The sequence below is a fragment of the Bradyrhizobium cedriense genome, assembly GCF_054602315.1.
This window is the reverse complement of the sequence record NZ_JBTSWB010000002.1, coordinates 824,055-843,767: the sequence shown is the minus strand read 5'-3', so window position 1 is coordinate 843,767 and position 19,713 is coordinate 824,055. Positions and strand designations below refer to the sequence as shown.

Here is a 19,713-nt window from a genome sequence, read left to right as displayed (position 1 = left end):
GTCCCTTGGCAGGGCGGACAAAGCAAAGCGTGCCGCCAAACAAGGCGAGACGTGCGCAGCACGAAATGGTGGGCACGGCGCGATGCTCCTTTGCCCACCCTACGCGGGCTGGCTATAATCGGCGCCAAAAAGGTCCGCCATGATCCACGTCTGTTCCCTCGCCGCGCTTCCCGAGACTGTCCGTACCACAGGCGCCAGCCATGTGTTGACGGTGATGGCCAATGTCGAGCAGGTAGCCCGTCCGGTGTCGGTGCTCCCCGCCAACCACCTCAAGGTGTCGATGGATGACATCACCGAGGAGATTGACGGTTTCGTCGCACCATCAGAAATGCATATCGAGCAGGTGCTGACCTTCGTGCGCGGCTGGGATCGCAGCGCACCACTGGTGGTGCATTGCTACGCCGGCATCAGCCGCTCCACCGCGAGTGCATTCGCGGCCGTCTGCGCGCTCAATCCGAACCGTGACGAGACCGAGATCGCCAGGAAGATCCGCGCGGCCTCGCCGATCGCTTCGCCGAACCGGCGTATCGTCAGCCTTGCCGATCGTGCTCTCGGGCGCAACGGCCGCATGCTGCGCGCGCTCGACGAGATGGGCCCGGGTTCGATGATGGTCGAGGGCCGTCCCTTCGTGATCGAGCTCGAATGAGGCGAGCATCGAATAGCAGCCGCAACGGAACTGCGCTCCCTCTCCCGCTTGCGCTTGCGCTTGCGGGAGAGGGCATTGCGCATGCCTTTGGTGGGCTTATGCGCACATGCCTCCACGTCGTCATGGCCGGGCTTGTCCCGGCCATCCAAGACCTGTCCCGGGGCACGAAGAACGTGGATCCCCGGGACAAGCCCGGGCATGACGAGTTTGTGGCAACGTTTGTGACCTCAGCCGCATGAACGACAGACTGACGCCGATCGAGATCGGCCTCACCGCCGCAATCGTTGCGATCGAGAACCACGAACCCTTGATCCTGACCGCACGCGGTGCTGACGGGCTTGCCGGCCTGCCATTCGGCCCGTTCGATGCGCTCGCCCATCGCACCTTCGAGATCGGCCTGCGCGCCTGGGTCGAGCAACAGGCGGGCCTGCGTCTCGGCTATGTCGAGCAGCTCTACACGTTCGGCGATCGCGGCCGTCATGCCGAGGCCGGCGACACCGGCGCCCATATGGTGTCGATCGGCTATCTCGCGCTGACGCGCGCGATCGGCGGCGAGCTCGTCGCGACCGGCGCGAGCTTCGAGCCATGGTACCGCTTCTTCCCGTGGGAAGACTGGCGCGAGCAGCCGCCGGGGATCATCGCCCGCGACATCATCCCGGCACTGACGAAGTGGGCGGAGGAGGAGACGCCGGAGACGACGCGCGCGCTGCCGCGGAAGGACCGCGTGCGGTTCTATTTCGGTCTCGACGGCGTGCCCTGGGATGAGGAACGCGTGCTCGACCGCTATGAGCTGCTGTACGAGGCCGGGCTGATCGAGGAGGCGCGGCGCGATGGCCGCCCCGCGGCATTGGCGCGCGTGACGCTTCCCCCGCTCGGGACCTCGATGCGGTTCGACCACCGCCGGATTCTCGCCACGGCCATTGCGCGGCTGCGCGCAAAGCTGAAGTATCGCCCTGTCGTCTTTGAACTTTTGCCGCCTGAATTCACACTCACCGAACTGCAGCACACCGTGGAGGCGATCTCCGGCCGGCATCTGCACAAGCAAAATTTCCGTCGCCTGGTCGAAATGGAAGCCCTGGTCGAACCGACCGGGGTCATGTCGACACAGACGGGCGGACGGCCGGCGGCGCTCTATCGCTTCCGCCGCGACGTGCTCCAGGAACGACCCGCGCCGGGCTTGCGCGTGCGCTCCCGGCGCTAGATCCTGATATTTGGGGTGCCGGCCCCTGCCCGCCGGTTGCCTGGAGGCTTCATGTTCGACGGCCCGTTCGACGTCTTTGCGCTGATCATTGCGATCGTCGCCTTCCTGATCGCGATCAAGGCCTCAAACCAGGCGGCCGAGCTACGCCGGCGACTGAACTCGCTCGAGGAGTTGTTTTCCGCCCAACGGCCGGTCCAGCCGCCGCCGCTCACGCCTTTCTGGGAGGAGGCGCCCGCACCGGCGGAGGCCGCCGCAGAGCCGCCGCCGCTTGCCCCGGAAGTCGAGCAGCTGCCCCCGCTCGTCACGGAAGAAGCTCCCTCGCCTTCATTCGAAACCAGCACCGAGGCCGACGCACCGCCGCCGCTGCCCGCGCCGGCGCCCGGTTTCGAGGAGCGGCTCGGCACCCGCTGGGTGGTGTGGATCGGCGGGCTCGCGCTCGCGCTCGGCGGCTTCTTCATGGTGCGCTATTCGATCGAGGCTGGCCTCCTCGGCCCCGGAGTGCGCGTGTTCCTCGGCGGATTGTTCGCGGTGGCGCTGCTCGGCGCCGGCGAATGGACGCGGCGCAAGGAGGCCATCTCGAGCATCCAGGCGCTGCCGATCGCCAACATCCCCGCGATCCTCACCGCGGCCGGCACGGCGGTGGCGTTCGCCACGATCTACGCGGCCTATGCGCTCTATGGCTTCCTGGTGCCCGCAACCGCCTTCGTGCTGCTCGGCATCGTCGCGATGGGCACGCTGGCCGCAGCGCTGTTGCACGGCCCGGCACTCGCCGGCCTCGGCGTGGTCGGCGCCTTCGTGACGCCGATCCTCGTCTCCAGCGGCAAGCCGGACTATTGGGCGCTTTACGTCTATCTCGCGATCGTCACCGCCGCGAGTTTTGGTCTCGCCCGTATCCGGCTATGGCGCTGGCTCGCGGTCACGACAATCGTGTTCGCCGTGCTCTGGGTCTTCCCGGGTCTCGACGCCGCCGAACTGCAGGTCGCGCCGCACGCCTTCCATGTCATCGCCGGCTTCGTGCTGGCCGCGCTCCTCGTCGTCTGCGGCTTCATGTTCGGCCCGACCATTGAGGACGGCGAGATCGAGCCGGTCTCGTCGGGCGCGCTCGGCGCGTATCTGTTCGGCGCGATGCTGATCGTGCTGTCGAGCGCGCATGCCGATCTGGCGTTGATCGCCTTCGCCCTGCTGGTCGCGGGAACGCTGTTCGTCGCCTGGCGAGCGCCGGCGGCCACGGCCGCACTGGGTGCAGCCGCGGCGACGGTCTTCATAGTATTCGCCGAATGGGCGGTGCGCGCCAATCCCGATATGCTGGTGCTGCCGGGCGGCCCCATGCCCGGCATCGGGCCGACAGCGACCGACAGCGCGGTGACGCTGCACCTGGTGATGGCCGTGATCTTCGCCGCCGGCTTCGGCATCGCCGGCTTCCTGGCACAAGGCCGCTCGAACTCGGCAATCATTCCGGTGGTGTGGTCGGCGGCCGGGGTCGCGACGCCGATCGCGATCCTGGTCGCGCTCTACGCGCGTATCGCTCATCTCGACCGCTCGATCCCGTTCGCGATCCTGGCGGTGCTGCTCGCCGGCGCCTTCGGCGCTGCGACCGAGGCGCTCACGCGCCGCGAGGCCCGGCCGGGCGTCGCGATCTCCACGGCCCTGTTCGCGACCGGCACGCTTGGCGCACTGGCGCTGGCGCTGACCTTCGCGCTGGAGAAGGGCTGGCTGACGATCGCACTGGCGCTGATGTCGCTCGGCACCGCCTGGATCTCGATGCAGCGGCCGATTCCGTTCCTGCGCTGGCTGGCCGCGATCTTCGCGGGGCTCGTCACCGCGCGCATCGCCTACGATCCTCGCATCGTCGGCGACGCCGTCGGCACCACGCCGATTCTGAACTGGCTGTTATGGGGCTACGGCTTGCCGGCACTTTCCTTCTGGGCTGCGAGCGTCTTCCTGCGCCGCCGCTCCGACGATGCGCCGCTGCGCATGGTCGAGACCGCGGCGATCCTGTTCACCGCGCTGCTCGTCTTCATGGAGATCCGGCACTTTGCGACCGGCGGCCGCATGACCGACGCCCCCTCCTTGCTCGAATTCGCACTGCAAGTCTGTGTCACGCTGTCGATGGCCATCGGGCTGGAGCGCCTGCGGCTGCGCAGCCGCAGCATCGTGCACAATGTCGGCGCGGTCGTGCTGACGGCGATCGCCGGGCTCATCAGCGTGTTCGGTCTCTTGATCCTGGAGAATCCGCTGCTGTGGCGCACCGACGTCGGCGGCGCGGTGTTCAACCTGCTGCTGCTCGGCTATGCGCTGCCGGCCGTGCTGCTGCTGCTGCTGTCCTATGCCGTGGCCGGCGAGCGCGGCAAGGTCTATGCCAATACGATTGCAGGCGGCGCGCTCGTGTTCGCGCTCGCCTATGTCACGCTGGAGATCCGCCGCTTCTATAACGGCCCGATCCTGTCCACCGGGTCGACCACGGGCGCCGAGCAATACACCTACTCGATCGGCTGGCTCGCTTTCGGCGTGGTGCTGCTCGGCGTCGGCATCCTCGTCAATTCGGAACGGGCACGGCTCGCGTCGGCCGCGGTCATCGCGCTGACGATCCTCAAGGCCTTCGTCATCGATATGTCGACGCTGACGGGCGTCTACCGCGCGCTGTCGTTCATGTGCCTCGGCATCGTGTTGGTCGCGATCGGCTGGCTGTACCAACGGATCCTGTTCCGGCGCCAGGTCGCACCGCCGCCGCCCGCGCCGCAGACCGGCAGTTGAGGATCAGGCTGCGCGGACGGATTGCAGGAACTGCGCGACTTCGACCTTCAGGCGGGTGCTGTCGGTCGCCAGCGACTTCGCTGCCGACAGCACTTCGCCCGAGGCCGAGCCGGTCTCGATCGCGCCGCGCTGCACGTCGGTGATGTTGGAGGAGACCTCCTCGGTGCCGAGCGCGGCCTGCTGAACGTTCCGCGATATCTCCTGCGTGGCCGCGCCCTGCTCCTCGACGGCGGCGGCGATGGCCGAGGACACCTCCGACAGCCGTTCGATGGTGCCGCCGATCTCCTGGATGGCGCTGACGGATTCCTGCGTCGCGGTCTGGATACCCGCGACCTGCGCGCCAATCTCGCCGGTCGCCTTCGCCGTCTGCTCGGCCAGTGCCTTGACCTCGGAAGCGACGACGGCGAAGCCGCGCCCGGCCTCGCCGGCGCGGGCCGCTTCGATGGTCGCGTTCAGCGCCAACAGGTTGGTCTGGCCCGCGATGGTGTTGATGAGTTCGACGACGTCGCCGATGCGCGAGGCTGCCTGCGACAGCGCGTTGACGCGCTCGTTGGTCCGCGCCGCCTGCTCGACGGCTTCCGCGGCCATCCGCGCCGAATCCTGCACGCGGCGGCTGATCTCGGTGATGGAGGACGACAGTTCCTCGGAGGCAGACGCCACCGCCTGGACGTTGGTGGAGGCCTCCTCCGACGCAGCCGCAACGACGGTTGCGAGCTCCTGGCCGCGCTGCGCGGTGCCGCTCAGCGTGGCCGCGGAGGCCTCGAGTTCGGTCGAGGCCGACGACACGGTCTCGACGACCTCGCCGATCATGACCTCGAAATTGCGGGTGATGGCGTCGACGCGGCGGCCACGCTCGATCTTGGCCTCGGCGTCGCGCGCCGCCGCCTCGTCGGCGGCCTTCTTGGCAATCAACGCCTCCTTGAAGATCTGGAGCGCATCCGCCATCGAGCCGATCTCCGTCTTCTCGCCGCGGTGCGGCACCTCGGCCGAGAGGTCGCCCTCGCCGAGCGACTGCATCGGACGGATGATCGAGGCGATGCCACGAGACACGTCGCGCACGAGATAGTAGGCGGCGGCGATCGCGATCGCGACGGCTGCAACGATGATGCCGACGAGCACGCGGAAGATGGTGGCGTAGCTGGCTGCCGCCTCCTTCGTTTCAGCTTCCGCGCCGCTGTTGTTGAGCTCGATGCTCTTCAGGAGCAGGGGATCCGCCGCCTGAGCCATCTTCGCGACCTTGGTCTGCAACAGCTCGTTGGCCTCTGTCGGGAAGCGGCCAGGGCTCTTGCGCGACAGCGCCATCGTCTCCTGGACGCCGTTCAGGTATTCGGCCCAGGCCTTGGTCCACTGCTCGTAGATCGAACGCTCCTCCGGCAAGGTGATCAGGCCTTCGTAGACCTTGCGCGTCTTCTCGATGCGCTCGCGCAGCGGGGCCATGCGTTTCTCGGCAGCGTCCTTGCCTTGAATGCTCTCCTGCATCAGGTGCAGTCGCAGGACGACGCGCAGCTCGTTGATGTCGGCGCGCATCGAGCCGAGCGCACGCACGCTCGGCAGCCAGCTCTCCGCAATCTCGACCGTGTGGGCGTTGATGTTCTGCATCGTGCCGATCGCCATCACGCCGACGCCTGCGAGCGAGAGCACGAGCACCGACAGCACGGTCAGCAGCTTGAAGACGATCGACAATTTCGACATCACGACAATCCCGATGATACCCGGCAAGGCGCACGTCACCTGCGCCGCAGGGCGTCACGACGGACGGCCGGGCGGAGGTCAGTTCAGCAATGCTGGCTGGTTCTTATCCCGTGAGGACTAAGCCCATAATTGCAAACAGGCGTTAACATGATCCTACGTAAAACTACGGGCGCGAGTGCGGGGCGATCTCGACACAGCTTCAAATGGCAACTTCAGGTCGGATCTAGGAAGCCTTGCATCCGACGGTCTCGCCGACGAGGCTGATGCGAAAGACCGGCCTCTTGTTCTCGTCGAGCAGCTCCATGCACCACTCCGCGTTCGGCTTCAGGCTGCGCGAGATGCCGCCAAGCAGATTGGCGCACAGTTCGGTCATCTCGGTCCAGGCGGTTGCGCGATCCTCGAACTCGTACGGCTGGTCGGCGGCGCCGGAATAACGGCCGGTGCTGATGCGGAAGAAGTAGAGCGACATCGTTGAACCCCTTGCGTGGGAGCGCCCACCGGCCGCACGCAAACTGAGGCGCGAAAGCTACCAACGCATGAAAGCCGCCGCCCGTATGATTACGGCGCGGCGGCTTCGTGTTCGACCAAATGTTTCAACGACAAAGCGCGCGGATCGTCCGCGCAGGCCGGCTCACTGGGTCGACCGGCGCAACTCCAGCGGTCCCTCGTTCTTCGCTGGCTCGGATTTCACCGGCTCGAGCCGGCTGCTCTCGACACGCGGCGTCTCGACGCGCGCGGCGACTTCGGTATTGGACGGTCCGACCGAACCGGTGTGCTCCGGGGTCCGCAGCGAGCGTGGCCGCGCCGCAGCGCGCGCCATCAGCATCTGATTGCCGCCCTGATGGCGGAAGTCGCAATAGGCGAAGCCCATGCCCGACACCGAGCCGCGGAAGCTGCGGTCGTCGGTCTTTTCGAGGTTGAAGCAGGGCTCGAAGGGTATGCCCTTGATCGAGGCACAGACGTTCTGGCCGCGGATCTGGAGCGTATTGCCGGGCAGGCGGAGATGTTTGACCGGGCCTGCGCCGGAGAACTGCACCGCGCCGGCGGCACCGAGATCTTCCAAGATACGGCCGGCGCCGCGAGTGCCGTCGAAACAGGTGAAGGCGAACACCTTGCCGGCCACGAAGCGGCGCGCCTCGTCGGCGTTCATGCTTCCTGCAATGGCCGGCGCAAACGTTGCTGCCGCCGTGACAGCCCCCAACACAATACGCGCAAGCATGCTCAACTCCGAACCCAACCCCCGCAGCGGGCGATGCCTTTATCTCTTTACCCGTTGCTTACCATACGAACCATGGCGACATTGAAGCAGCTTGGTTGGTAAAGTCTGAACGCCGTTAGACAATTTTTACCACGATGCGGCCGCGGACCTCACCAGCCAGGATTTTCGCGCCCCAATCCCCTACCTCGGTCAACGGTATTTCCTTCGTGATTTCAACGAGTTTTGTTCGATCCAGATCGGACGCCAGACGCTGCCAGGCGACTCTCCTGGGCTCAATCGGGCACATCACGGAATCGATGCCGAGAAGGCACACTCCGCGCAAAATAAACGGCGCCACCGAGGACGGCAGGTCCATGCCGGCCGCCAGGCCGCAAGCTGCAATCGCTCCACCATATCTGGTCATCGAGAGCAGATTGGCGAGAGTGGTCGAGCCGACGCTGTCGATGCCGCCAGCCCAGCGCTCCTTGGCGAGGGGTTTTGCCGGTCCCGACAATTCGTTGCGATCGATGATTTCGGCCGCTCCCAGGTGCTTCAGGTAATCGGCCTCCGAGGCCCGTCCGGTCGAAGCGACGACGTGGTAGCCGAGCTTCGAGAGCACGGCGATCGCGACCGAGCCGACGCCGCCGGCGGCGCCGGTGACCACCACCGGGCCGCTCTTCGGCGAGAGACCGTGCTTCTCGAGCGCCAGCACCGCGAGCATTGCGGTGAACCCGGCGGTGCCGATTGCCATGGCGTCCCGCGCCGATAGGCCTTGGGGCAAGGCGACCAGCCAGTCGCCCTTCACCCGCGCCTTCTCGGCATAGGCGCCGAGATGGGTCTCGCCCATGCCCCAACCGGTGCAGACCACCTTGTCGCCCGTCTTCCACTGCGGATGCGAGGATGCTTCGACCGTGCCGGCGAAGTCGATCCCTGCGATCATCGGGAAGCGGCGCACCACCGGCGCCTTGCCGGTGAGCGCAAGCCCGTCCTTGTAGTTCAGCGTCGACCATTCCACACGGACGGTCACGTCACCATCCATCAGCTCGGCTTCGTCGAACTGCGTAAGCTGCGCGGTGGTGCCCTTGTCCGCCTTGTCGATCCGGATCGCCTTGAATGTGGCCACGACTGAACTCCCTGACTTGTTTCAGGGATTGTTTAGCCGATCAGGCAGGCTGTGCAACCGCCCGCTCGACAGGTTTCTCCACAATCGGAAGATTGATCAGCGCCGAAAGCACGCCGAACAGGATCGAGAGCCACCAGATCGGCGTGTAGGAACCGAACCGCTCGAACACGATGCCGCCGAGCCAGACGCCGAGGAAGCCGCCGACCTGATGGCTGACGAAGGCGAAGCCGTACAGCGTCGCGAGCCAGCGCGTGCCGAACATCAGCGCCACCAGCGCCGAGGTCGGCGGCACCGTCGACAGCCAGGTCAGGCCGGAGATCGCGCCGAACGCGATCGCCGAGAACGGCGTGATCGGGAATGCGATGAAGGCGAGGGTCGCCAGCGCACGGGTGAAGTAGATGGTCGAGAGGATGTAGCGCTTGGGCAGGTAGTTCTGGAGATAGCCGACGCTGAGCGAGCCGATGATGTTGAACAGGCCGATCGCCGCGATCACCCAGCCGCCGGTTTGCGTGGAGATGCCGCTATCGACCAGAAAGGCCGGCAGATGCACGGTGATGAAGGCGAGCTGGAAGCCGCAGGTGAAGAAGCCGAGGACCAAGAGCACGTAGGAGCGGTGGCCGAAGGCTTCGGCAAGCGCCTTGGTGAAAGTCTGCTCATCCGCGGGCGTCGCGTTGCCCGCATTTGCGACCGGCGGCGTCGAGAGCGCCAGCGACAGCGGAATGATCAGCAGCATCAGGAAGCCGAACACGGAGAGCGCCTGCTGCCAGCCGAAATTGTCGATCAACGCGACGCCAATCGGCGCGAACAGGAACTGCCCGAACGACCCGGCCGCGGTGCCGGCACCGAGCGCGAGGCCACGCTTCTCCGGCGGCAAGAGCTTGCTGAATGCAGACAGCACCAGATTGAACGAGCAGCCGGCAAGACCAAAGCCGACCATCACGCCTGCGCCGATGTCGAGCGACAGCGGCGTCGAGGAATAGCGCATCAAGAGAAGGCCGCCGGCATAGAGCAGAGCGCCGACGCACATCACTCGGAACAGGCCGAAGCGATCCGCGACCGCGCCGGCGAGCGGTTGACCCAGGCCCCACAACAGATTCTGCACGGCTATCGCGAGGCCAAACACGTCGCGACCCCAGGAGAACTCATGGCTCATCGGCTGCACGAAAAAGCCCAGCGCCGAGCGCGGACCGAAGCCGAGCATGCCGATCGCACAACCGCAGAGAATGATGACGGCCGGGGTGCGCCAGTTGGAGGAACGTGAGGCCGGTGCGAGTTCGCCGATCTGTGCCGACATGGTCTTCCTCGTCTGTCGTTGGCGGATCCGCAAATGAGCAGCCGCGGGTGAGCCGTTTAATGCATGTGCATGAAAATCCCAAGTCAAAAACGGTTGCATTCCATGAGGAGCTGCCGCGGGAGCATTGCGTTTCAATACGGCCTCGCTCTACGCATCCGAACTAACGGGAATGTGTGCGGCAGGACCTAGCGGCACGCCTCGGAGCGTGTTAGGTTTGATTTACTCATATTGAGCATATTAAGCAGCGGCGGAGTTCGGCCGGCCCCTTGGCCGGATTTCTCGGGCCTCAAATATTCTCAAAATGAGCAAAAGTAGCGCACATGGGAGGCTTCAATGCCGATCACTGGAATTTACGGCCCCGACGACTTCGCCAACCGGCCGCACGTTGAGCTCAACACATCCCCCCGGGCCGAGCCGGCGCCCAGGGGACCGAAATTGCCGATGCCCTCGCTGGAATGGACGCCGCGGGTCGAACGCGCCACCGGCCCGCTCTACGACCGCGTGAGACACGTGATCCCGCCGATCGAATGGCCGCTGATGGCGCCGGCCATCAACGCGATCAACGAGCTGAAACGCGCGCGGGGCGCGGTCATCCTCGCCCACAACTACCAGGCCCCCGAGATCTTCCACTGCGTTGCAGATATCGGCGGCGACTCGCTTCAGCTCGCAGTCGAGGCCACCAAGGTGAAGGCCGACATCATCGTGCAGTGCGGCGTGCACTTCATGGCGGAGACCTCGAAGCTGCTCAATCCGGACAAGACCGTTCTGATCCCGGATTCGCGCGCGGGCTGCTCGCTCGCAGCGAGCATCACGGGCGCGGACGTGAGGCTGCTCCGGGAAAGATTTCCGGGCGTGCCCGTGGTTGCCTATGTCAACACCTCGGCGGAGGTGAAGGCGGAGGTCGATATCTGCTGCACGTCCTCGAACGCGGTGCAGGTCGTCGAGAGCCTGAACGCGCCGAGCGTGATTTTCCTGCCCGACCGCTATCTCGCCACTTACGTGGCTTCGAAGACCGACGTGAAGATCATCGCCTGGAAAGGCGCGTGCGAGGTGCATGAGCGCTTCACGGGCGAGGAGCTGCGGACCCTCCGCGAGGCCGATCCGTCCGTCCAGATCATCGCGCATCCGGAATGCCAGCCGGACGTGCTGGCGGAAGCCGACTTCACCGGTTCGACCGCGCACATGATCAATTGGGTGCGCGCGAAGCGGCCGCGGCGCCTCGTCATGATCACCGAATGCTCGATGGCCGACAATGTGCGGGCGGAGCTTCCCGACGTGGAGATGCTGCGGCCCTGCAATCTCTGCCCTCACATGAAGCGCATCACGCTCGCCAACATCCTGGAGAGCCTGCTGACGCTTGGCGAGGAGGTGACGATCGATCCCGCGCTTGCGGAACGTGCGCGGCGCTCGGTCGAGCGGATGATCAATCTGAAGAACTGAGAGCACAGCATGCAAGACAGCGTCCACAACCTCACCCGCAACACCGGCGACGTCGTCATCGTCGGAGGCGGCCTTGCCGGATTGTTCTGCGCGCTGAAGCTCGCGCCGCGGCCGGTGACGTTGATCTCGGCCGCACCGCTCGGACAGGGCGCATCGTCCGCATGGGCGCAAGGCGGCATTGCCGCGGCGGTGGCCGAAGGCGATACGCCGGAGGCACATGCCGCCGATACCGTCGCGGTCGGCGGCGGCCTCGTCGATGAAGCCATAGCACTCGGAATCTCACGCGAAGCGGCGCCGCGCATTCACGATCTTCTCGCCTATGGCGTTCCGTTCGATCGCGATCCCGGCGGCAGGCTTGCCGTCGGACGGGAAGCTGCGCATTCCGCGCGGCGCATCGTCCATGTGCGCGGCGATGGTGCTGGCGCCGCGATCATCGCAGCGCTGAGCCAAGCCGTGCGACGCACACCCTCGATCCGCCTGATCGAAGGCTTTGTCGCCGAAGCGCTGTTGACCGAGGACGGCGCCGTCACCGGCCTTCAGTTGCGCGAGGCCGGCGATCCCGCGGCATGGCCGGTCGTGCTCGCCTCGCGCGCGGTCGTGCTTGCAACCGGCGGACTCGGCCATCTCTACGCCGTCACCACCAATCCGTGTGAAGCGAGCGGCTCCGGCCTTGCGATCGCGGCCCACGCCGGCGCCGTGATCGCCGACCCTGAATTCGTGCAGTTCCACCCCACCGCCATCATGGTCGGAAGCGATCCGGCGCCGCTCGCCACCGAAGCCCTGCGTGGCGAAGGCGCGACGCTGATCAACGGCGGTGGCGAGCGATTCATGAGGGCGCGCCATCCGCTCGCCGAGCTCGCACCACGCGACATCGTGGCTCGCGGGGTGTTCGCCGAGATCGCGGCCGGGCGCGGCGCCTTCCTCGATGCGCGGCAGGCACTGGGTCCCCGCTTCGCCGAAAGGTTTCCGACCGTGCATGCGAGCTGCATCGCCGCCGGCATCGATCCCGCGACGCAACCGATTCCGATTGCGCCCGCCGCGCATTATCACATGGGCGGAATCGCAGTTGACGCGCACGGCCGCAGCTCGATCGACGGGCTCTGGGCCGGCGGCGAAGTGTCTTCGACCGGCGCGCATGGCGCCAACCGGCTCGCCTCCAATTCGTTGCTGGAGGCCGTGGTCTATGCCGCGCGGATTGCCGACGACATCGCCGGCCGCACAGTGCCCTCGCCCGCCCGCCTGCCCGACGCGTTGGTGATGCCGCGCGCCGGCACGCTGGATGCCGCAGCGGTGAAGCGGCTGCGCACGATCATGAGCGCCCATGTCGGCGTGATCCGCGAGGGCGACGGGCTTGCGGAAGCCGTGCGCCACTTCGCCATGCTCGAAGCCGAGGCGGGCAACATCGCCCTCCGCAACATGGCGATTTCGGCCCTGCTCGTCGCCGCTGCGGCCTGGACGCGGCGCGAGAGCCGGGGTGCGCATTTCCGCTCCGATCATCCGGCGGACGCGTCCGGACAGGCCCGGAGAACGATGACCACGCTCGCCGCTGCACGCGGGGTGGCGGAGAGCCTGGACGAACGCCCGTTGCCGCGCATTGCGCAATCCATGATCGCCTGAAGGAGGCCCCATGATCACCCCGACCTCACTGCTCTATCCCGACGCCTTTCTCTCTCCGCTCGCGATCGACGAGGCCGTGACTCGCGCGCTCGACGAGGATCTCGGCCGAGCCGGCGACATCACCTCGCTTGCGACGATTCCAGAAGCGACGAGGGCGCAAGCGATCCTGGTCGCGCGCCAGTCCGGCGTGATCGCCGGATTGCCGCTGGCGCTCGCGACCTTGCAGAAGCTGTCGCCCGACATCGAGCTGCGCGCACATGTCCGCGATGCCGCCCGGGTTGCCCGCGGGCAGCATGTGCTGACGATCTCGGGGCCCGCGCGCGCCATTCTCACGGCGGAGCGCACCGCGCTCAATTTCGTCGGGCGCCTCTCTGGCGTCGCCACGCTCACGGCCGACTATGTCGCGCGCACCGAAGGCACGAAGATGCGCATCTGCTGCACGCGGAAGACCACGCCGGGATTGCGCGCACTAGAGAAATACGCGGTGCGCTGCGGCGGCGGCTTCAACCACCGCTTCGGCCTCGACGATGCCATCCTGATCAAGGACAACCACATCGCGGTCGCCGGCGGCATCGGTCCGGTACTGGAGCGCGCCCGTGCCCATGCGGGCCATCTCGTCAAGATCGAGATCGAGGTCGATACGCTGGCGCAGCTGCGCGAGGTGCTGGGCAGCGGCCTCGCCGACGCCGTGCTGCTGGACAACATGGACCTTGCGACGCTGCGCGAAGCGGTGAGAATGACGGAAGGTCGGGTCGCGCTGGAGGCATCCGGCGGCGTCACGCTGGACTCGATCGCCGCGATTGCGGCGACGGGTGTCGACTACGCCTCGGCGGGTGCACTGACGCATTCGGCGCCCAATTTCGACTGTGCGCTGGATATCGAGGCGTGATGGGAGCGCCAAAGCTTCTACAGCGTCATGGCCGGGCCTGTCCCGGCTATCCACGTCTTTCCACATCGCACGAAGAACGTGGATGCCCGGGACAAGCCCGGCATGACGACCTCTCGTGAATAGCTACCTCCGCTCGGTCCCACCCATCTCGGCCGAGCTCTTGGCCTCCTGCGCGAGTTCAGCGGACAGCGCGGCGGTCTGGGCCGGGGTGCCCCAGCTCGGTTCCTCGCTGCCGTCGCCCCAGTTGCGCGGCCGGTAGAAGGTGTGCACGCCGGTCCTGTACAGCTTCTTCATCTCGGCGACCCAGGACGGACGCACCCAATAGGCGTGATAGTGTGTGGACTTGCCGACCTCGGGCAGCCAGATCTGGCCGTCGAGCATCGCCTTCGAGATCTTCTTGGCGCGCTCCCACATTTCGGGTTCGCGGATCACGTCGGCATTGTTGTCGCAGGCAAAGGTGAACTGGCAGGCCAGATGCCGGTACTTGTTCTGGTAAACCACGCCGCACACGTTGTCGGGATATTTGCCGGAGAACACGCGGTTCATCACCACCTGCGCCACCGCCATCTGCCCGCGCACAGCTTCGCCGCGGGATTCGAAATAGACGGCCTCGGCGAGGCACTTCTCGGATTTCGCGCGCGACTTCTCGTCGAGCGCGAGCCGCTCCGCCGGCGACCTGGCGCGCTGGTTGTCGGCGTTGACCTCGCCCTTGAGCGCAACGCTCTCGCCGCTCTCGATGTCCTTGGCAATCTCCGCCGTCGGCGGCGACAGCGAGGCCGTCACCTTCATGTCGGGGTCTGGCATCACGATCAGCGGCTCGGCGCCGGGCTGCCAGCTCTCGATGGGCTCGAGATTGCCGCCGAGCGAGGAACTGCCGAAGAACAGGCTCGAGGTCTTGACGCTGAAAGGATCGCGCGCCGGCGCGGGTGCGGGCGTGCGCTTCAAGGCCTCCAGCGGTGCGGTCGCGAGCGCGCGCGCAGCGTCACTGGCCTGTGGTGGATTGGAATATTGCGGCAGCGGCGGCGCGCGCAGCGCTTCCTGGAGCTCGGGATCGAGCGCGGCCGCGGATTCCGGCGACATCGCGTCAGGCAAGGCGGCAGTCTTGGCGCCGAACACCGAGCGGTTGGACGTCGCGGGATCTTCCTGCGCCGGTGCCGCAGCTGGCGCGACCGTCTCGGGAGGCTGGGTCGGTGCAACGATGGCGAGGCGATCGCCCTTCATGGAGCGATCGACCTTGGGAAAGTCGGAAGCCTGGTAGCGCGGCGGCGCCTGAAGAGCGGGATTTCGGCTGATCGCGCCGGTGACGTCGCGGCCGTCGAGGCTCGCCAGGCGAACCATCGCGCTCTGCGGAACCGACGTGCCGATGGGGCGGGAAAAGCTGTAGGTGGCCAGCTGTATGGAGGACGCCGCGGAGAACACCTGCTTCTGCCAACGCTCGGCGACGCCGGGTTGGCGCGCCAGCAGCGAGGCAATATCCTGATAGCCGGTCTCTCTCGGCATCAATGCGAAGATGCAGAGACCGATTCCGAAGGACGCGAACCGCGCGCCCTTCGGATGGTTACGCAACACTGACATCGATACGCTCACGCTACGCTTACGCTCGTCCGATCGAACTCAGTACATCCGTGCAATTTCGATCTTTATCGTGAGTATCTAATTTAGGTTGCCGGGGCGTTAATCCGCGTTGCGCATACCGCACACTCAAGCAAACACGGGTGTTTTCACGGGGCGACGTCGCGCATTGGTAAATGCCGCCTGACGTAAGGCGGTAAACGACCCGTCAACGTGGATGGTGAAGGAACTCTTGCGCGAGCGTGCCAATACGGGACGTGCGATGAGTTCCCGGATCGCCGGCCTTCGCGGGAATGACAGTGAATGTGTGGAGGCAAGAGCGGGCCACAAGCTCGTCATTGCGAACGCAGCGAAGCCATCCAGACTGTCGCCGCGGAAGGATTCTGGAATGCTTCGCTGCGCTTGCAATGACGACGTGGCGAGAAGTCGCCTCAAATGAAAGAGGCGGGGTTTGGCCCCGCCTCTTTAAGCTCCAAGAATTGCTCTTCGGCCTATGCCTGGCTTGCGACGGCCTTGCCGAGTGCAGCCTGCGCGGCGGCGAGGCGGGCGATCGGCACGCGGTAGGGCGAGCAGGAGACGTAATCGAGCCCGATATGGTGACAGAACGCGACGGAGGCGGGATCGCCGCCGTGCTCGCCGCAGATGCCGACCTTGAGCTTCGGGCGGGTCTTGCGGCCGCGTGCGACGCCGATCTTGACCAACTCGCCGACGCCTTCCTGGTCGAGCGCGACGAAGGGATCGATCGGGAGGATGCCCTTGGACACGTAGGTCCCGAGAAAGCTCGCCGCATCGTCGCGACTGATGCCGTAGGTGGTCTGCGTCAGGTCGTTGGTGCCGAACGAGAAGAACTCGGCGCTCTCCGCGATCTCTGCCGCCAGCAGGCAGGCGCGCGGCAGCTCGATCATGGTGCCGACCTGATAGGCGAGCTTGGTGTTGGTCTCGCGCATCACAGCCTTCGCGGTGGCGTCGATGCGCGCCTTGACGAGATCGAGCTCCATCTTGGTCGCGATCAGCGGCACCATCACCTCCAGGCCGACGGCCCTGCCGGTGCGCTTTTCGGCCTCGACCGCGGCCTCGAAGATCGCACGCGCCTGCATCTCGGCGATCTCGGGATAGGCGATCGCGATGCGGCAGCCGCGGAAGCCGAGCATCGGGTTGAACTCCGACAGCTCGCGCGCGCGGTCAGCCAGGCGCCGCGGGTCGGTATTCATGGCGCGCGCCACTTCCTCGACCTCGGCGTGGGTGTGCGGCAGGAACTCATGGAGGGGGGGATCCAAAAGCCGGATCGTGACGGGCAGGCCCTTCATGATCTCGAACAGCTCGACGAAGTCGGCGCGCTGCATCGGCAGCAGCTTTGCGAGCGCCGCGCGGCGCGACTGCTCGTCCTCGGAGAGAATCATCTCGCGCACCGTGCGGATGCGCGTCTCCTCGAAGAACATGTGCTCGGTGCGGCAGAGGCCGATGCCTTCCGCGCCGAACTTGATCGCGGTGCGCGCGTCGTCCGGCGTATCGCCATTGACGCGAACGCCGATCTTGCGGACCTGGTCGGCCCAGGTCATGAGCGTGCCGAACTCGCCGGACAGCTCCGGCTCGATCATCGGCATGCGGCCGGCGAGCACCTGGCCGAGCGAGCCGTCGATGGTGATGACGTCGCCCGTCTTGAAGGTACGCGAGCCGATGCTCATGGTGCCGCGGCCGTAGTCGACACGAATGGTGCCGCAGCCGGAGACGCAGGGCTTGCCCATGCCGCGCGCGACCACCGCCGCATGCGAGGTCATGCCGCCGCGGGTGGTCAAAATGCCTTCGGCGGCGTGCATGCCATGGATGTCTTCCGGGCTGGTCTCGATGCGAACCAGAATCACCTTGCGCCCGTCGGCCTGAAGCTTGGCCGCTTCATCGGAGGAGAACACGATCTCGCCGGAAGCCGCGCCGGGCGAGGCCGGCAGGCCGGTCGCGATCACGTCGCGCTTGGCGTCGGGATCAATGGCCGGGTGCAGCAGCTGGTCGAGCGAGGCCGGATCGATCCGCATCACCGCTTCCTTCTTCGAGATCAGGCCTTCATTGGCGAGCTCGACCGCGATGCGCAGCGCCGCTTTCGCGGTGCGCTTGCCGCCGCGGGTCTGGAGCATCCAGAGCTTGCCCTGCTCGACCGTGAACTCCATGTCCTGCATGTCGCGGTAGTGCTTTTCGAGCAGCGTGTAGATCCGCGTCAGCTCCTTGAAGGCCTCCGGCATCGCCGATTCCATCGACGCCTTGTCGGAGCCCGACTCCTTCCGCGCCTCCTCGGTGATGTCCTGCGGCGTGCGGATGCCCGCCACCACGTCCTCGCCTTGCGCGTTGATCAGGAACTCGCCGTAGAGCTTGCTCTCGCCGGTCGAGGGATTGCGCGTGAACGCGACACCGGTTGCCGAGGTCTCGCCCATGTTGCCGAACACCATGGCCTGCACGTTGACGGCGGTGCCCCAGGATTCCGGAATGTCGTGCAGCTTGCGGTAGGTCACCGCGCGCGCGTTCATCCAGGATGAAAACACCGCGCCGATGGCGCCCCAGAGCTGGTCGTGCGGATCCTGCGGGAACTCCTTGCCGGTCTCGCGCGCGACCGCGTCCTTGTACTTGCCGACCAGCGAGACCCAGTCCTCGGCGGACAGATCGGTGTCGAGCGTGTAGCCTTGGCTGTCCTTGAAGGTGTCGAGGATTTCCTCGAAGTGATGATGCTCGAAGCCGAGCACGACGTCGGAATACATGGTGATGAAGCGGCGATAGCTGTCATAGGCGAAGCGGCGGTCGCCTGACAGGTCGGCCAGCGCTTCCACGGTCTGGTCGTTGAGGCCGAGGTTGAGCACCGTGTCCATCATGCCCGGCATCGAGGCGCGCGCGCCGGAGCGCACGGAGACGAGCAGCGGGTTCCTGGTGTCGCCGAAGATCTTGCCGGTCAACTTGCCGACATGGTCCAGCGCCTTCTCAACCTGCGACTGCAGTTCCTTCGGGTAGGTCTTGTCGTGTGCATAGAAGTAGGTGCAGACCGAGGTCGGGATGGTGAAGCCGGGAGGAACAGGCAGTCCGAGATTGGCCATCTCGGCGAGGTTGGCGCCTTTGCCGCCAAGCAGGTCGCGCATCTCCGAGCGGCCTTCGGCCTTGCCGTCACCGAACGTGTAGACCCATTTGCCCGCCTTGCCAGCTGCGGGAGCCACCTTGGCGGGAACAGCCTTCTTCGGTGCGGGCTTCGCGGCGACCTTCGGCAGAGCGGCCTTGGCCACGGCCTTTGACAACGGCTTGGCTGCGGACTTTGCAGCGGGTTTGGCGACAGCCTTCGGCGCGCTTTTGGCCAACGCCTTGCGGGCCGGCGGTGCGGCTTTCGCGGCGGCAGATGACTTTGATTTCGCTGGCATTTTCTTGGGCTTCGAGGCGGCTTTGGCCATAGCTTGCACACAACCTGCGAGAGGAATGGGAAATCGCGGGCCTTACACCACTTTGGGCGGGCCCGCGCAAGACGGACAGTTCCGAAAAGTGAACGCCTAGAAGCGCAGCCACTTCAGGAGCCCGAGCCCGATCGCGCCGTTCACGATGAGGAAGATCGCGACAATGAGGTTGAGAAGCCGCGGCATGATCAGGATGAGCACGCCCGCAATCAACGACAGGATCGGCGAAATGTGGGCGACGGTGATGTGCATGAACTATCTTTCTGTGGAGTGAGGCGAATCGCGCGCGGATCATAGCCGGACCGGTTCCGGGAGTAGAGATGCGCAACACACGCCGCGAGTTCCCGGCTTCGCGAAAACTGCCCGAAATTGCCGCGAATGCGGCAGGCCTTTTCCCGGAACATTGCCAGCAGGCATGCATTGGCCAACCGGTTGCGCCATTGGCGCCCGAAAAATCACGTCGAAGGAGTTGTCCATGCGGAACAGGATTCTTGCTCTTGCAGCGCTCGCGGCCGCGATCGGCTCGCCTCTGGCGGCGCAGGCGCAAAGCGGTGTCACGGTCGGACGCGCGCCCGCCGTGATCGACGGCGGCCCGACCATTGCGGTCGAACAGCGGCCGGCCTTCCGTGAATATGTCGTCGAGCAACGTGTGCCGCCCTTCCGGATTCCGGATCGCGTGGTGGTCGGCACCACCTTACCCGAGGCCGGCGTCACTTATTATGACGTGCCGCAACGCTTCGGAGCCACCACCTATCGCTACACCGTCGTGAACGGCGAGACCGTGCTGGTCGAGCCGCGCTCGCGCCGCATCGTCGAGGTGCTGGACTGATCGACCGATAGCGATCGACTAGATGTCCGGCGCGCCAAA

Annotated in this window: 15 protein-coding genes; 7 read left to right on the top strand and 8 right to left on the bottom strand. The window is 66.1% G+C overall.

Annotated elements, in window-relative coordinates:
• Nucleotides 1-139: 139 nt before the first annotated feature.
• The 3 genes from ACYCVF_RS10155 to ACYCVF_RS10145 all read left to right on the top strand — a co-directional run bounded on the left by ACYCVF_RS10155 (nucleotide 140) and on the right by ACYCVF_RS10145 (nucleotide 4,601).
• Complete coding sequence (locus tag ACYCVF_RS10155; protein ID WP_459602167.1) at nucleotides 140-646, top strand: tyrosine phosphatase family protein; 507 nt, start codon at nucleotides 140-142, stop codon at nucleotides 644-646.
• A 235-nt stretch (nucleotides 647-881) separates the two neighbouring features.
• Nucleotides 882-1,847, top strand: a complete 966-nt coding sequence (locus ACYCVF_RS10150) for an NUDIX hydrolase (protein ID WP_459602165.1) — start codon at nucleotides 882-884, stop codon at nucleotides 1,845-1,847.
• 51 nt (nucleotides 1,848-1,898) lie between these two features.
• On the top strand, nucleotides 1,899-4,601 hold the full coding sequence (locus ACYCVF_RS10145) for a DUF2339 domain-containing protein (RefSeq protein ID WP_459602163.1): 2,703 nt from the start codon (nucleotides 1,899-1,901) through the stop codon (nucleotides 4,599-4,601).
• A 3-nt stretch (nucleotides 4,602-4,604) separates the two neighbouring features.
• On the opposite strand, the gene ACYCVF_RS10140 is transcribed toward ACYCVF_RS10145, so the two are convergent.
• The 5 genes from ACYCVF_RS10140 to ACYCVF_RS10120 form a co-directional block, all read right to left on the bottom strand.
• Nucleotides 4,605-6,293 carry a methyl-accepting chemotaxis protein gene (locus tag ACYCVF_RS10140; RefSeq protein WP_459602161.1) on the bottom strand — a complete coding sequence of 563 codons (1,689 nt, stop codon included), beginning with the start codon at nucleotides 6,291-6,293 and terminating at the stop codon, nucleotides 4,605-4,607.
• A gap of 223 nt (nucleotides 6,294-6,516) precedes the next feature.
• Complete coding sequence (locus ACYCVF_RS10135) at nucleotides 6,517-6,762, bottom strand: DUF6894 family protein (RefSeq protein ID WP_459602159.1); 246 nt, start codon at nucleotides 6,760-6,762, stop codon at nucleotides 6,517-6,519.
• A 162-nt stretch (nucleotides 6,763-6,924) separates the two neighbouring features.
• Complete coding sequence (locus ACYCVF_RS10130; protein ID WP_459602157.1) at nucleotides 6,925-7,512, bottom strand: hypothetical protein; 588 nt, start codon at nucleotides 7,510-7,512, stop codon at nucleotides 6,925-6,927.
• 115 nt (nucleotides 7,513-7,627) lie between these two features.
• On the bottom strand, nucleotides 7,628-8,614 hold the full coding sequence (acuI, locus tag ACYCVF_RS10125) for an acrylyl-CoA reductase (NADPH) (protein ID WP_459602155.1): 987 nt from the start codon (nucleotides 8,612-8,614) through the stop codon (nucleotides 7,628-7,630).
• A 40-nt stretch (nucleotides 8,615-8,654) separates the two neighbouring features.
• Entirely contained in the window at nucleotides 8,655-9,908 is a 1,254-nt protein-coding gene (locus tag ACYCVF_RS10120; RefSeq protein WP_459602153.1) for an MFS transporter, read from the bottom strand.
• A gap of 333 nt (nucleotides 9,909-10,241) precedes the next feature.
• On the opposite strand from ACYCVF_RS10120, the gene nadA reads away from it, so the two are divergent.
• Genes nadA through nadC form a run of 3 tightly spaced genes read left to right on the top strand, consistent with a single transcriptional unit; the run spans nucleotide 10,242 to nucleotide 13,854 of the window.
• Nucleotides 10,242-11,348, top strand: coding sequence for a quinolinate synthase NadA (gene nadA / locus ACYCVF_RS10115; protein WP_459602151.1), 1,107 nt, complete (start codon nucleotides 10,242-10,244; stop codon nucleotides 11,346-11,348).
• Between the two features lie 9 nt (nucleotides 11,349-11,357).
• A complete protein-coding gene (locus ACYCVF_RS10110; protein WP_459602149.1) occupies nucleotides 11,358-12,965 on the top strand; it encodes an L-aspartate oxidase in 1,608 nt (535 codons plus the stop codon).
• Nucleotides 12,966-12,975: 10 nt separating this feature from the next.
• The gene (gene nadC / locus ACYCVF_RS10105; protein WP_459602147.1) at nucleotides 12,976-13,854 is read left to right on the top strand and encodes a carboxylating nicotinate-nucleotide diphosphorylase; all 879 of its coding nucleotides are present in this window, start codon (nucleotides 12,976-12,978) and stop codon (nucleotides 13,852-13,854) included.
• Between the two features lie 123 nt (nucleotides 13,855-13,977).
• Here the strand turns inward: nadC and ACYCVF_RS10100 are convergent, their stop codons facing one another.
• The 3 genes from ACYCVF_RS10100 to ACYCVF_RS10090 form a co-directional block, all read right to left on the bottom strand.
• Nucleotides 13,978-15,429 carry a cell wall hydrolase gene (locus ACYCVF_RS10100; protein WP_459602145.1) on the bottom strand — a complete coding sequence of 484 codons (1,452 nt, stop codon included), beginning with the start codon at nucleotides 15,427-15,429 and terminating at the stop codon, nucleotides 13,978-13,980.
• A 488-nt stretch (nucleotides 15,430-15,917) separates the two neighbouring features.
• Nucleotides 15,918-18,845, bottom strand: coding sequence for a pyruvate, phosphate dikinase (ppdK, locus tag ACYCVF_RS10095; RefSeq protein WP_459602143.1), 2,928 nt, complete (start codon nucleotides 18,843-18,845; stop codon nucleotides 15,918-15,920).
• Nucleotides 18,846-18,941: 96 nt separating this feature from the next.
• Nucleotides 18,942-19,097: a DUF3096 domain-containing protein gene (locus ACYCVF_RS10090; protein ID WP_008562090.1), complete on the bottom strand. Its 156-nt coding sequence runs from the start codon at nucleotides 19,095-19,097 to the stop codon at nucleotides 18,942-18,944.
• 223 nt (nucleotides 19,098-19,320) lie between these two features.
• Here ACYCVF_RS10090 and ACYCVF_RS10085 point away from each other — a divergent pair, with 223 nt between their 5' ends.
• Nucleotides 19,321-19,674, top strand: coding sequence for a DUF1236 domain-containing protein (locus ACYCVF_RS10085; RefSeq protein ID WP_459602140.1), 354 nt, complete (start codon nucleotides 19,321-19,323; stop codon nucleotides 19,672-19,674).
• The last annotated feature ends 39 nt before the right edge of the window (nucleotides 19,675-19,713 follow it).

Bases quoted from the DNA above. Each gene is read 5' to 3' on its own strand.
- ACYCVF_RS10100 (WP_459602145.1), bottom strand. From the start codon at position 15,429: ATGTCAGTGTTGCGTAACCATCCGAAGGGCGCGCGGTTCGCGTCCTTC.
- ACYCVF_RS10155 (WP_459602167.1), top strand. From the start codon at position 140: ATGATCCACGTCTGTTCCCTCGCCGCGCTTCCCGAGACTGTCCGTACC.
- ACYCVF_RS10110 (WP_459602149.1), top strand. From the start codon at position 11,358: ATGCAAGACAGCGTCCACAACCTCACCCGCAACACCGGCGACGTCGTC.
- ppdK (WP_459602143.1), bottom strand. From the start codon at position 18,845: ATGGCCAAAGCCGCCTCGAAGCCCAAGAAAATGCCAGCGAAATCAAAG.
- ACYCVF_RS10140 (WP_459602161.1), bottom strand. From the start codon at position 6,293: ATGTCGAAATTGTCGATCGTCTTCAAGCTGCTGACCGTGCTGTCGGTG.
- ACYCVF_RS10120 (WP_459602153.1), bottom strand. From the start codon at position 9,908: ATGTCGGCACAGATCGGCGAACTCGCACCGGCCTCACGTTCCTCCAAC.
- ACYCVF_RS10150 (WP_459602165.1), top strand. From the start codon at position 882: ATGAACGACAGACTGACGCCGATCGAGATCGGCCTCACCGCCGCAATC.
- nadC (WP_459602147.1), top strand. From the start codon at position 12,976: ATGATCACCCCGACCTCACTGCTCTATCCCGACGCCTTTCTCTCTCCG.
- ACYCVF_RS10135 (WP_459602159.1), bottom strand. From the start codon at position 6,762: ATGTCGCTCTACTTCTTCCGCATCAGCACCGGCCGTTATTCCGGCGCC.
- ACYCVF_RS10090 (WP_008562090.1), bottom strand. From the start codon at position 19,097: ATGCACATCACCGTCGCCCACATTTCGCCGATCCTGTCGTTGATTGCG.
- ACYCVF_RS10085 (WP_459602140.1), top strand. From the start codon at position 19,321: ATGCGGAACAGGATTCTTGCTCTTGCAGCGCTCGCGGCCGCGATCGGC.
- ACYCVF_RS10145 (WP_459602163.1), top strand. From the start codon at position 1,899: ATGTTCGACGGCCCGTTCGACGTCTTTGCGCTGATCATTGCGATCGTC.
- ACYCVF_RS10130 (WP_459602157.1), bottom strand. From the start codon at position 7,512: ATGCTTGCGCGTATTGTGTTGGGGGCTGTCACGGCGGCAGCAACGTTT.
- nadA (WP_459602151.1), top strand. From the start codon at position 10,242: ATGCCGATCACTGGAATTTACGGCCCCGACGACTTCGCCAACCGGCCG.